This is a genomic window from Halosolutus gelatinilyticus, from assembly GCF_023028105.1.
Taxonomy (GTDB): domain Archaea; phylum Halobacteriota; class Halobacteria; order Halobacteriales; family Natrialbaceae; genus Halosolutus; species Halosolutus gelatinilyticus.
The window spans coordinates 1,800,202-1,812,818 of the sequence record NZ_CP095491.1 but is presented as its reverse complement, the minus strand read 5'-3'; the positions used below and the strand labels follow the sequence as shown (position 1 = coordinate 1,812,818).

Genomic DNA, 12,617 nt, shown 5'->3' with positions numbered 1-12,617 from the left:
TCCGAACGGGAGTATCGACAAAAACGTTGTATGTGATCGTACCGATAGCACAGTGTGGCACTACCGAAGTCGATAGTAATCGAGCCCAGAGGAGGGCGATGTGCGTGGGCTCCGATCGCTGGAGGGATCTTCCCCCTCGCATACGGGATCGTCGCGGTCAATACGGCGAGGCCAGCAGGATTTCAGTCGATCTTTCTCGGACTCTCCCTCGTGATGATAGGGATAGCAGAGTCACTCCCCGCTAATCGCGTGAGAGTCGCTACAGTAGTTCGAGCGAGTAGCGTCGTGGGACTGCTCCTCTTTTTTGCCGCCGCGATATCTCTCTGAACGGTGGCTCGAGCGCCGCGATGCCGAGAAGGCCGCTGGCGCAAACCGGATTCAGTAGAACGAGCAGATTCGGTCAGATCAACTGCACGTCGTCGATCGCGAAGTGGCGATTGGCGAGCGTCCGCGCGGCGTCGATCGTCTCGCCGTTCGATCCGATCGCGACCCCGCGATCCTCCTCGGCGACCTCGACGTAGGCGACGGTATCTCCGTTCTCGCTGACGGTGACGTTGTAGACGGCCGCCGGGGCGAGCGCGTTCGCGACGAACTCGGCGGGGTCGTCGGCGTCTTCGACGAGGCGGACACGGGCGTCGACCCGATCCTCGAACTGCCGGACCGTTCGTCCGCCGGGGCCGATCGCGTCGCCCATCTGGCCGCTCGCGACGACGACGAGCAGTCGATTCTCGTCGTTGGTATCGTCGATGAGACAGTCCGTCCCGGTTGCGCCCGTCACGTCCTCGAACAGGGCGAGGTACTGGCGAGCGTCGTCGGTGAGCCGGACCGCCATCGATCAGTCGGCCCGTCCGGTGGTAGAGCCCATCCGAAGGTCGACGTCGCCGGTGCCGAGCTTGATCGGCTTGCCGACGATGACGTTCTCGGTGACGCCGTCGAGATCGTCGACCTCGCCGTGGATCGCGGCGTTGAGCAGGTGGTTGACCGTCACCTCGAACGCCGCGCGGGCGAGCACGGACTCCTTCGAGCCGGAGATACCGTGGCGACCGATCGACTCGATCTCGCCGCGGTTAGTCATGATGTCCGCGACGAGCATCAGGTGGCGGACGTTCACGTCGTCCAGCCCCTGTTCGGCGAGCGTGTTGTTCGTCTCCTCGATGATCGCCTCGCGGGCGGCCTCGATGCCGAGGTTGCGGTGGATCTCGTGGATGTTGTTACACGTCGTCCGAGAGGCGTCGACGCCCTCGATCTCCAAGACGTCGCCGAAGGCCGACCCTTCGGTGTAGAGGACGAACTCCTCGCTGCCGTCGTCCATTTCCTCGCGGCGGATGACGACCCGAGAGACCTCCTCGATCCCCTTGAACGTGATCTCGCGCAGCTCCTCGACGAGCTGAAGCAGGTCCCGGTAGGACGGTTCCTCGGGACCGAACTCGATCTGGGTGCCCTGCTGGACCGTGCTGACGCCGAGGTGATCCTCGATCGTCTCGGCGACCTCCTCGGGCGTGATCATCCGCTCCTCGAGGGTGTCCCGATTCAGCGAGATCTGGACCCGCATGTCCGCGACATTGGTCGAGACGTCGCCCAGCGCGAGGATCTTGGTCGCCTCGATATTCCAGACGACCTCGTGGGCCTTCTCGCGCTCGGTGGCGTACTCGTCCTCCAGGTGGACGGTCATCATCGGTGTGTCTGGGGTCTTCCGGGCGTCGACCAGTTCGATCAGCCGCGGCAGCCCCTGCGTCACGTCGATCTCCGCGACGCCCGCGTAGTGGAACGTGTTCATCGTCAGCTGCGTCCCGGGTTCGCCGATCGACTGCGCCGAAACGGTACCGACGGGGTCGAGCGGATCGACGCGGGTGTCCACGTAGCGGGCTTCGACGGCCTTCGCGAGCTGGTTGGCGTCTTCGACGGTCGCGCCGCCGCGATCCTCGATCGTCTCGTAGACGTCGTCCTTCAGCCGGCGCGGGAGGTCCGTGTCCTCGACGACCGCGATCACGTCGTCGTCGACGTCGTACTCGACTTCAGTCATCGGAGGTCACCTCCGTTTCACCGTAGAAGAGACTGTCGTCCGCCTTCTCGGAGAGGTTCGTCGGTTCGCGTTTCGTCCCGAGGAACTCGGCTCGCTCCTCCTCGGAGTCGAACTCCGCGTCGAGCACCTGGTCGGCGATCTGTGCGACGTCGATCTCGTTGTCATCGCCGGAGGAGACCTTCACCGGCGAGGTGCCGTCCTCGCCGAACTCGAACTGAACGATCGTGTCCGAGGTGTCCCGGACGGTGCCGTCGTACTGGGTTTCGAGTTCGGAGAGCGCGTTGATGAGCCGGCGCTGCAGGTAGCCGGACTTCGAGGTCCGGACTGCAGTGTCGACCAGCCCCTCGCGGCCGCCCATCGCGTGGAAGAAGAACTCCCGCGGGGTGAGCCCGCCGGTGTAGGAGTTCTCGACGAAGCCGTGGGCCTCCGCGGAGAGGTCGTTGGGCTTGTAGTGACTGAGGGTTCGGTCCTCGTAGCCGCGGTTGATCCGCTCGCCCCGAACCGCTTGCTGGCCGACGCAGCCGGCCATCTGGGTCAGGTTGAGCATCGATCCGCGCGCACCGGAGGAGGCCATGACGACCGCCGGGTTGTCCTCGGTGAAGTGCTCCTCCGCGATGTTACCCGCGTTGTCTCGGGCGCGCGAGAGCGTCTGCATGATCTTCATCTCGAGGGTCTCGTCGATCGTCCGGCCCGGGAGGCTCTCGAGTTCGCCGCGCTCGTAGGCCTCGATCAGCTCCTCGACGCGATCGTTGGCGTCCTCGATCGTCTCCTGGATGCGGGCTTCCGCTTCCTCGGGGATGGTCTCGTCGTCGATGCCGATCGAGAACCCGAAGTGCATGATCGCCCGCATCGCGAGCGTCGAGACCTCGTTGATGAAGATCCGAGCGCGGGTGTTGCCGTACACCTTGGTGATCGTGTCGACGATCTCGCCGCCGAACTCGCCGACCTCGTCCTCGGCGATGGTTCCCTCGACGAGTTGGCCGTCCTCAATCACGACGTCGTCGCCGACGGTGCCCGTGAACTCGAGGTTCATGTCGTCGGGCAGCAGTTCGGAGAAGACGTCGCGGCCGGTCCAGAACGGCTCGCCCTCGTCGTCGATGCCGCTGGGTTCGGGCAGTTCGTCGATCCGGGTCGCCCGCAGCAGGTCGAGCGCCTGCGTCTCGTTGAACCGCGGGTTGTCGTGGGTCAGCAGGTAGGTTCCGGAGATGTGGTCCTGAATCGCCCCGATGATGTTCTCGCCGAACCGCGGGGAGAGGATCTGCTCCTGGACGCGCATCAGGACGCGCGCCTCGGCGCGGGCCTCCTCGTTCTGGAGGGCGTGCATGTTCATCTCGTCGCCGTCGAAGTCGGCGTTGTACGGCGGACAGACGACGGTGTTCAGCCGGAAGGTCTTGTACGGCATGACCACGACCTCGTGGGCCATGATAGACATCCGGTGCAGCGACGGCTGCCGGTTGAAGATGACGATGTCCCCGTCGATCAGGTGGCGGTTGACCTCCCAGCCGGCGTCGACCTTCTCCGCGAGCGCCTCGCAGTTCTTCTCGGTCACCTTCAGCCGGCGACCGTCGGGCCGGCGCACGTAGTTCGCGCCCGGATGGCCCTCGGGGCCGTTCGCGACGAACCGCCGCGCGTCCTCGACGTTGCGTTCGGTGACGTTCATCGTCTGGGTCATCTCCTTTGCGACGCGATCCGGGACGCCGACTTCGTTGAGCGAGAGGGTCGGGTCCGGCGAGATGACGGTTCGCGCGGAGAAGTTGACGCGCTTCCCGGACAGCGAGCCGCGGAAGCGTCCCTCCTTGCCCTTCAGCCGCTGGGAGAGGGTCTTGAGCGGCCGGCCCGATCGGTGGCGGGCCGGCGGCGTCCCCGAGATCTCGTTGTCCATGAACGTCGTCACGTGGTACTGCAACAGCTCCCACAGGTCCTCGATGATCAGCTGCGGAGCGCCGGCTTCGCGGTTCTCCATGAACCGCTGGTTGATGCGGATGATGTCGACCAGCTTGTGCGTGAGATCGTCCTCGGAGCGCTGGCCGTTGTCCAGCGTGATCGACGGCCGCGCGGTGACCGGGGGCACGGGGAGGACGGTGAGGATCATCCACTCCGGTCGGGAGCGTTCGGGATCGATTCCCAGGACCTCGATGTCCTCATCCGGGATGTCCTCGAACCAGTCCCGGATGTCCGAGGGCATCAGCTTGTTCGTGTCCTCCTCGGTGAGGTCGATATCTAACGCCTTCTCGATCGCCTTGCGCTGGTTCTCGCGCGGACGGAACGAACCCGAGAGGATCTCGTTGATCCGCGTGAGTTCGATTCCGGTTTCCTCGGCGAGTTCGTCCGGCGTCGTCCGCTCGACGCCAGCCTCCTCGTCGCCCTGCATCGCGCCAGCGATGCGCTGGGAGTACTCACTGGTGAGGACCTGCTGGACCTCGTAGTAGGTGGTCGGCTTCTCGTGATCGATGTCGTACTGGATCTCGCCACAGAACGGACAACGGTCCTTCTTTCTGGCCTGCCGGATCGCGGCCTTAGTCACGTCGTTCAGGTCGCGGCCGAGCTTGCGAGACTCCGTGATCTGGTCGCGGAACTCCTCGCGCTCGTCTTCCGTCAGCAGGAGCCTAGAACACTCGCGGCAGGTCCCTCGCAGGAGTCGCCGGATAAGTTTCGTAAAGCCGACGTGAATGACCGGCGCGGCGAGTTCGATGTGGCCGAAGTGGCCGTTACACGACCCCGAGTGCTTCCCGCAGGTCTTGCACTCCAGCCCGGGGTCGATGACGCCCAGCCGGGGGTCCATCAGCCCCATGTCGATCGGGAAGCCGTCGTCGTCGTAGGTGTCGGCGGTGATGATCTTCGTCGCGCTCATCTCCCGGTACTCCTCGGGCTCCATGAGCCCGAAGTTGATCGCTCCGATGTCTTTTGGTGTCCCGTTTTGCATGGTTTTAGACGGCGTCCTCCAGTTCGAGTCGCGGCGCGATGCCGAGCGCCTTCATCTCGTCGAGCAGAAGCTTGAACGCGTAGCTCATCTCGATCTCGTGGATGTCGGTCTCCTCGTCGCAGTTCGGACAGTAGACCCGTCGTTGTTCGACGTTCTCGACCGCGCTCATCCCGCAGTTACCGCAGACGTGGATGAACTCGCGGTCCGACTCGTCGAGGAGTCGTTCCTTCAGCGTCATGGCCGCCCCGTGGCCGATGAACACGTCGCGCTCCATCTCCCCGATACGGAGCCCGCCCTCGCGGGCGCGACCCTCCGTGGGCTGGCGGGTGAGCACCTGCACCGGCCCGCGCGATCGGGCGTGCAGCTTGTTCGAGACCATGTGGTAGAGCTTCTGGTAGAAGATCACGCCCATGAAGATCTCGGCCTCGATCTTCTCGCCCGTGACGCCGGAGTACATGGTCTCCTTGCCGGCGGAGTTGAAGCCGGCCTCCTCGAGGCCGTTCCGGAGGGCCTCCTCCTCCTCGCCGAGGAACGGCGTGCCGTCGACGCGACGGCCCTCCATCGCGCCGAGTTTGCCGCCGATCATCTCGAGGATGTGCCCGACGGTCATCCGCGACGGCAGCGCGTGCGGGTTGACCACGAGGTCGGGCACGACGCCCTCCTCGGTGAAGGGCATGTCCTCTTGGGGCGCGAGGTGGCCGACGACCCCCTTCTGGCCGTGTCGCGACGCGAACTTGTCCCCGAGTTCCGGGATCCGCTCGTCGCGCACCGACACCTTCGAGAGCTTGGAGCCGTCCTCGCCTTCCATCAGCGTGACCGTGTCGACGACGCCCGACTCGCCGGATCGCATCGTCACGGACGTTTCGCGGCGCTTCTGGGGCGAGAGGCCGCCCATGTCGTCCGGTTCCTCCAGGAACCGCGGCGGACTCGTCTTGCCCAGCAGCACCGAGTTCTCGTCGACCTTCGTCTCGGGGTTGACGAGACCGTCCTCGTCGAGGTGCGCGTAGGCCTCCTCGCCGCGAGCCCCGCGGACGTCCTGGGAGGGGATCTCGAAGCGGTCCTCCTGGCCGCCGGGGTAGCGGCGCTCCTCGCCCTCGTAGGTGCGGAAGAAGTGCGATCGGGCCAGTGCGCGCTCGACGGAGGCCCGGTTCATGACGAGGGCGTCCTCGATGTTGAACCCCTCGTAGCTCATCACGGCGACGACGAAGTTCTGGGCGGCAGGTCGGTCGTCGTATCCGATCTGGTCCGTCGTCTGGGTTTTCACCATCGAAAGCTGCGGGTAGTGCAGCAGGTGCTGGCGCGTGTCCGGCCGGATGCGGTAGTTCGCGCTCGGCAACCCGAGCGACTGCTTGATCATCCCCGCTCCCATCGTAATCCGGGGCGACGCGTTGTGCTCGGGGTACGGGATCATCCCCGCGCCGATCGAGAAGATCAGTGACGGGTCGATCTCGAGGTGCGTGTGCTCGTCGGTGAGGTCGTCCTCGTCGACGGCGACGTAGATGTCCTCTTCCTCCTCGGCGTCGATGAACTCGATGTAGCCGTGGTCGACCAGGTCGTCGAAGTCGAGGTCGCCGTCGCGGAGGGCCTCGATCTCCTGTTCGGCGATGCGCGGTTTGCCGTCCTCGACGACCAGCAGCGGCCGGCGAGCGCGGCCCGCGTCGGCGTTGATGATCACTTCGCGAGTGCGCTGTTTCACCGAGACGTTGACCATCTCGCTGACGTCGCCGATGCGTCGCGCTTCTCGGATCTGTTCCGCCAGTTCGTTCGGGTTCGGGTGCGTCCCCACCAGCGACCCGTTGACGTATACCTTGGCTTCTCGTTGTTGGCTGCTCATTATTGATCAGTCGTCCGCCGTCGATCGTTCGATCCCTTCGAGGCCGGGAATGCCCTGAACCCCCATCGATGCCAGTTCGCGTTTGAGCGCCTGTTCGTCCTCGATGTTCTGGGAGAGCTCCACCGCCTGGGCGAAGTTCTTCACCAGCCCACAGTTCGGTCCCTCAGGCGTTTCGGAGGGTCCGATTCGGCCCCACTGCGTCGCGTGCAGGTCGCGCGCTTCGAAGTGCGGCTGACTTCGCGAGAGCGGGCTCCGCAGTCGGCGCAGGTGTGAGAGCACACCCATGTAGTTGGTCCGATCGACCAGCTGGGAGACGCCCGAACGGCCGCCGACCCAGTTGCCCGTCGCGATCGGGTGCTCGAGTCGCTCGGTCAGGACGTCCGATCGGACGACCGTGTTCACTGAGAGGTTCCGGTTGCGCATGTTCGCGCGCTCGAGCTGGTATTTCACGTCCCGGGCCAGCTTGTTCAGCGCCGTCCGGAACAGATCCTTCATCAGGTCGCCGCTGACCTTCAGCCGCTTGTTCGCGTAGTGGTCCTTGTCGTCGGCGTCGCGGCGACCGAGCGCGAGTTCGAAACAGGCCTCGGCCATCCGACAGAGGTAGTGAGCCTTGTTGATCCGGACGTCTTCTTCCTCGACGCCGTCCTCGTGGAGGTGCGGCAGGAGGTAGCGGTCGATGACGTAGTTCGCGCGCTTGAGCTGGTAGTTCTTCCCCTGACCCGAGGCGACGCGTTTCCCGAGCGCTTCGATCGCCTCCTCCTCGGTTTGGACCTCCGCCTCTTCCAGGTTTTCGAGCATGTACTTGACGACCTCGGGGTCGTTCGAGACCTTGTGGACGATCTCCTCGTCCGATTCGAGGCCGAGCGCGCGAACGAGCGTGACGAAGTTGATCGATCCCGAAACCGAGGGGAACGAGACCTCGAGCAGCCCGTTTCGCGTCCGTTCACAGAGGACCAGCGCGCGGTAGCCGCGACGCTGCGAGAAGGTTTTTGCAACCTGGATCTCGTCGCCGTACTTGGTGTCGTACTCCGCGAGGATCTTGTTCGGCGCGAGGTCCTCGCTGGTCATCAGCACCCGCTCGGAGCCGTTGACGATGAAGTAGCCGCCGGGATCGGCGGGGTCCTCGCCGATCTCGATCAGTTCCTCGTCGGAGAAGCCGGCGATGTTACACTTCTCGGAGCCGACCATGATCGGCATCCGTCCGATCTTCGTCTCGGTCGAGTCGACGACCCGCCGATCGCCTTCCTCGCCCTTGACGATCGACATCTCCATGAACACCGGCGCGGAGTAGGTGATGTTGCGAAGGCGCGCCTCCTGGGGGTAGAGCAGTTCCTCGGAGCCGTCGGCCTCCCGAACGCGGGGTGTGACGACGCGAACGTCGCCGAGCTCGACGTGAACCGGTTCCTCGCCCTCCTTGTCGCCGATGTCGGTATCGATCGTCGCCTTCTCGTCGACGACCTCCTGCATGCCGCGGTTGAGGAAGGCGTTGAACGACCGGTAGTGGTGTTCGGCGAGCCGGTCCCTCGAGAAGTATTCGCGCGAGATGTCCCGTCGTTTCGATCGATCGAGTTCCATTGCCATTTATTCCACCACGAGTCGGTATACGACTGCTTGATCGGTTGTGCGTGAGTTGCGGACGATTTTGATGACGTCGCCGATCTCCGCCTCGTCCGGCAGGGCGGGGTCGTTGCGCTTGATCTTCGGCAGGTCTGTGCGGTCGATGTCGTACTCGGAGAGCACCTCCTCGAGGGTGTCCTCCTCGAGAACCGTGTGCTCCGGCACGAGTTCGTGTTGGCTTACGTCTACCATGTGTTGGTGTGCGTGTGGGCTATCGGGAGAGAAGCGGCTGTCACGAGATACTACAGGCACGTAGCGGTGGCAGGCAGTTAAGGGTTACTAACTCGGGTCAGAAGCGCAGCTATCCGGCCGGGCAGACCTGACCGGAATCGACGATCACGTACGAAGATAGCCGGTTATCAGTTATATTCCTTGTGGGCCATGCGATACAGTGACACGGTGCAGGCTCCGGCTGAGTGTCGCGCTTGTCCGTACCACACGGTATTCGATTGGAAAGTCTTAATACTGCCACCCGGCAACGAGGAATTGCAAGCCCGGGTGGTGTAGTGGCCCATCATACGACCCTGTCACGGTCGTGACGCGGGTTCAAATCCCGCCTCGGGCGCTTTTCGAGGAACCGATCGACGAGCGAAGCGAGTCGCTGTTCCTCGAAAACGTAGACACGCGGATTTGAACTACACCGAGGTTCTGCGAACGAAGTGAGCCCGCAGCCCGGAACGTCTCTGCCGGGTTTAAATTCCGCCTCGGACGTCGTCTCAAACTCGTCTCGCACGAGCAACCAGTGTACCGTGTTGCAATCGACCGATCGAATTTTCGACTCCCGTTCACGAGTACCCGTTTCCGCGATCGCCGCCGGGCCGAGATCGTCCCGTTCGGATCGCGGAGAGAAGCGCGTCGCTTTCGATCGGGGTCCGCGCTCGGTCGGAGCGGACGATCGCACGGCGTCCCGCCCGAAAAATCGATGAGAGACGCAATACCACGGCGAGGTGAGAACACAACCCTTAATATTCCGACCCGGAAACGGTGAGTTGCGAGCCCGGGTGGTGTAGTGGCCCATCATACGACCCTGTCACGGTCGTGACGCGGGTTCAAATCCCGCCTCGGGCGTCTTCTTCCGCGAACAACTCCGACGAGCACCGCGAAGCGTGTGCTCGGCATCCATGAGCGGAGAATGCCCCACAGAGGGATTTGAATCAGGGAGCGGCTTCGCTGCGACCGTGGTTCAAATCCCGCCTCGGGCGTTTTCTGATCTCAACTCGCAAGCAATCGGCTCGCTGCGGTACGAACGCGGAGCGAACCGCCGTTCCTTGACGCGTCCGATTCCGAACGTCGATCGTCGGCGTCGATGACGTGCTGGATGCCCTCGCGGTGTTCGGCGATGATCTCGGGATCGAACGCGTCGCGCGTTTCGAGCAGCGTTTCTTCGGTGAGCCAGTTTCCGTGCAAGAGCAACAACGGGTCGTCCCGATCGACGTTGTGCTCCGCTAGCGCCTCGTAGAACGCCGGCGGGTGGAGCGTGTACGTCCGCAGGACGTTCGCGTTCATCTCCGAAATATCGTCCAACCATCGGCTGTACTCCGATTTCGTTATCGCCGCTTCGCCGGGGAATCGTCCCGGCTTCCCCATGCCGAGATTCACGCCGTGAACGAGGAAGTCCCGTCACCGTCCCCCGTTTCGTCTCGTCTGAAACCGGTCGTCGGTAACCCGGGTCTCGATGTCCTGCGGTTCGGGCGACGGAAGGAGATCGATGTCGCCGCACCCCGCGACGACCGAACCCAGCGCCGCCGTCCCGATCATCTGTAAGTATTCCCGACGGGTCACGGAACCGAGATCTAGGAAACGATCGGGCATAAATCCGGCATATAGCCGAATGTGAGAAACATCGTTTCGGGATTGTTACACAGAGAACGGGAGGCGGTCGGAGCCTCGGTCGGCGAGGAGTCGGCGTCGGCGATCGTCTCGACGGAGAACGTGACGATCCATGTAATCGGTTAGTATCGATAGTCACGGGATCCTAATCTATTAGTACATTCGAACGCCCGTATAGTGAATGCGATTGGCGACGACCGGCGCAGGGGTCGGGCGTGGCCAGCTGGCGTGAAAACAAATGACTCAGCCGATCACCGTTCTCGTCGTCGACAACGAACCCGGGTTCGCGGACCTCGCGGGAACGATGCTCGAACGCGAGCACGACGCGATCGAGTCCGTCGCCGCGACGAGCGCCGAAGAAGCACTGTCGATACTCGAACAGCAGGGCGTCGACTGTATCGTCAGCGATTACGAGATGCCGACGATCACCGGTCTCGAGTTGCTCGAGCGGGTCAGAGACGACGACCCGGATCTGCCGTTCATCCTGTACACGGGCCGCGGATCGGAAGAACTCGCGAGCGAGGCGATCGCGGCGGGAGTGACGCAGTACTTCCAGAAGGAACCGGGCGAGGAGCGGTACGCGTTGCTGGCAAACCAGATCACGAACGCGGTCACCCAGTACCGCACGGAGACGGAGCTCCGCGAGAGCGAGCGGCGGTACGAGCGGACGCTGACGACGCTCCACGAGACGACGCGGGATCTGATGCGGGCCGAGACGAAAGACGACATCTATCAGTCTGCCGTCGACACCGCGGGCGAGATCCTCGACGTGCCGGTCGCGGCGGCCTACGCGTTCGAGCCGACGGCGGGGACGCTCGAACACGCCGCCTCGATGCGCGACTCCCGCGAACTGGTGGATCCCGAGCTGTCGTTCGAACGCGGCGAGGGGCTCGTCTGGAAGGTGTTCTCCGAGGGCGAGAGCGCGTACTACGAGGACGTTCAGCGCGCGGGCGTCGAGCACTCCCAGACGCTGTGTCGGAGCGAGCTGATCGTCCCGCTCGGGACGCACGGCGTGTTGGTGGCGGGCACCGAGGACGTCGACGGGTTCGACGAGACGATGACCGAACTGCTGTACATCCTCGCGGCGAACACCGAAGCGGCGCTCGATCGGGCCGAGCGCGAGCAGTTGCTCCGGGAACACGATCGAACGTTGACCCAGCAAAACGAGGAGCTGACGCGGCTCAACCACACGAACGAGATCGTTCGCAAGATCAATCACGGCGTCGCGCAGGCGTCGACGCGCGACGAGATCGAGACGACGGTCTGCGATCGGCTCGCCGACACCGATCGATACCTGTTCGCGTGGATCGCGGCGACCGACGAGGAGACGCCGGTGCCGACGACGTGGGCGGGCGTCGACGCGGCCTACATCGATCGCGTCCGTGACGATGACGACCGCGCGCCCGAGGTCGATCTGGTGCGGGAGACGCTCGCGTCCGAACGGGTCCAGGTCGTGCGGAACGTGCTCGAGGCCGACGACTGGGATCGGCGACGAAAGGACGCGCTCACCTACGGCTACCAGACGGTGCTGTCGGTGCCGCTTCGCGACGACGAACGCCGCTACGGGGCGTTACTCGTCCACGTTCCGGGCGTCGATTCGATCACCGACAGCGAACGCGAGGTGCTCGGCGAACTCGGGGAGACGATCGGCCACGCGATCCGGTCGGTCGAGCAGACGCGGGCGATGCTCACCGACAGTCGCGTCGAACTCGAGTTAACGTGTCGCGACGAGCGACTACTGTTTAACCGGCTGTCCGATCGGATCGACGGCCTCGCCACGTTAGAGGGCGTGATCGATCGGGGTAACGACGTCGTCGTGTTCGTGAGCGTTCCCGCGGGGACCGAACTCGGGGCGGCCGTCGGCGAGTGGGCGTCGGTCGAGAGCGCGACAGTCGTCTCCGACGGGGACGACGAGACGCTGTTCGAGTTGACCTTCTCGTCGACGCCGATTCTGGACGTTTTGCGGACGTACGACGTCCAGTTGCGGGCTGCGACGACCGAAAACGGGACGACGACCTTCGTCCTCGAAGTGCCCCAGCGGGTCGAGACGCGATCGTTAATCGAGGCGATACGGCACAACTATCCGGAGACCTCGCTCGACGCCCGGCGGGAAACGACGGCGACGGTGTCGGCCCGACAACTCGATACGCACCTGGAGGAACGACTCACGGAAAAACAGTTCGAAGCCCTGCAGGCGGCCCATTACAGCGGGTTTTTCGACTGGCCCCGCGAGAGCACCGGCGAGGATCTCGCCGAGGCGCTCGACGTCTCGCCGCCGACCTACCACTATCACCTTCGGGCGGCCCAGCGAAAGCTGGTCACGCTGGCATTCGACGGGACCTCTAGTTAATTAGTGCCCGATGTCAGAGATTCCAAAACAGTTAGAGATT

General features: G+C 64.1%; 10 protein-coding genes and 2 tRNA genes. 4 read left to right on the top strand and 8 right to left on the bottom strand.

All coding sequences use genetic code 11. The annotated features are described in order from the left end of the window. Positions 1-54 precede the first annotated feature (54 nt). Positions 55-327, top strand: coding sequence for a DUF8011 family protein (locus MUH00_RS23330; RefSeq protein ID WP_486606282.1), 273 nt, complete (start codon positions 55-57; stop codon positions 325-327). 73 nt (positions 328-400) lie between these two features. Here the strand turns inward: MUH00_RS23330 and MUH00_RS09010 are convergent, their stop codons facing one another. The 6 genes from MUH00_RS09010 to MUH00_RS08985 are packed head-to-tail and all read right to left on the bottom strand — an operon-like array spanning position 401 to position 8,589. Beyond that, on the bottom strand, positions 401-832 hold the full coding sequence (locus tag MUH00_RS09010; RefSeq protein ID WP_247003760.1) for a NusA-like transcription termination signal-binding factor: 432 nt from the start codon (positions 830-832) through the stop codon (positions 401-403). A 3-nt stretch (positions 833-835) separates the two neighbouring features. Continuing rightward, positions 836-2,023: a DNA-directed RNA polymerase subunit A'' gene (gene rpoA2 / locus MUH00_RS09005; protein WP_247003759.1), complete on the bottom strand. Its 1,188-nt coding sequence runs from the start codon at positions 2,021-2,023 to the stop codon at positions 836-838. Further along, positions 2,016-4,946: a DNA-directed RNA polymerase subunit A' gene (locus MUH00_RS09000; RefSeq protein WP_247003758.1), complete on the bottom strand. Its 2,931-nt coding sequence runs from the start codon at positions 4,944-4,946 to the stop codon at positions 2,016-2,018. The genes rpoA2 and MUH00_RS09000 overlap by 8 nt, the downstream gene beginning before the upstream one ends. Before the next feature lie 4 nt (positions 4,947-4,950). After that, positions 4,951-6,780 carry a DNA-directed RNA polymerase subunit B gene (gene rpoB, locus MUH00_RS08995; protein ID WP_247003757.1) on the bottom strand — a complete coding sequence of 610 codons (1,830 nt, stop codon included), beginning with the start codon at positions 6,778-6,780 and terminating at the stop codon, positions 4,951-4,953. Positions 6,781-6,786: 6 nt separating this feature from the next. After that, on the bottom strand, positions 6,787-8,361 hold the full coding sequence (locus MUH00_RS08990) for a DNA-directed RNA polymerase subunit B'' (protein ID WP_247003756.1): 1,575 nt from the start codon (positions 8,359-8,361) through the stop codon (positions 6,787-6,789). Then, the gene (locus tag MUH00_RS08985; RefSeq protein WP_247003755.1) at positions 8,362-8,589 is read right to left on the bottom strand and encodes a DNA-directed RNA polymerase subunit H; all 228 of its coding nucleotides are present in this window, start codon (positions 8,587-8,589) and stop codon (positions 8,362-8,364) included. 300 nt (positions 8,590-8,889) lie between these two features. Between MUH00_RS08985 and MUH00_RS08980 the strand changes: the two genes are divergently transcribed. Next, positions 8,890-8,962, top strand: a tRNA-Asp gene (locus MUH00_RS08980). A 430-nt stretch (positions 8,963-9,392) separates the two neighbouring features. Beyond that, positions 9,393-9,465, top strand: a tRNA-Asp gene (locus tag MUH00_RS08975). A gap of 144 nt (positions 9,466-9,609) precedes the next feature. Here MUH00_RS08975 and MUH00_RS08970 read toward each other — a convergent pair. Next, on the bottom strand, positions 9,610-9,921 hold the full coding sequence (locus tag MUH00_RS08970; RefSeq protein WP_247003754.1) for a hypothetical protein: 312 nt from the start codon (positions 9,919-9,921) through the stop codon (positions 9,610-9,612). Between the two features lie 96 nt (positions 9,922-10,017). Continuing rightward, positions 10,018-10,179, bottom strand: coding sequence for a hypothetical protein (locus tag MUH00_RS08965; protein WP_247003753.1), 162 nt, complete (start codon positions 10,177-10,179; stop codon positions 10,018-10,020). 286 nt (positions 10,180-10,465) lie between these two features. Here MUH00_RS08965 and MUH00_RS08960 point away from each other — a divergent pair, with 286 nt between their 5' ends. Next, positions 10,466-12,577 (top strand): bacterio-opsin activator domain-containing protein, encoded by a 2,112-nt coding sequence (locus tag MUH00_RS08960; RefSeq protein WP_247003752.1) that lies wholly within the window; start codon positions 10,466-10,468, stop codon positions 12,575-12,577. Positions 12,578-12,617 lie beyond the last annotated feature (40 nt).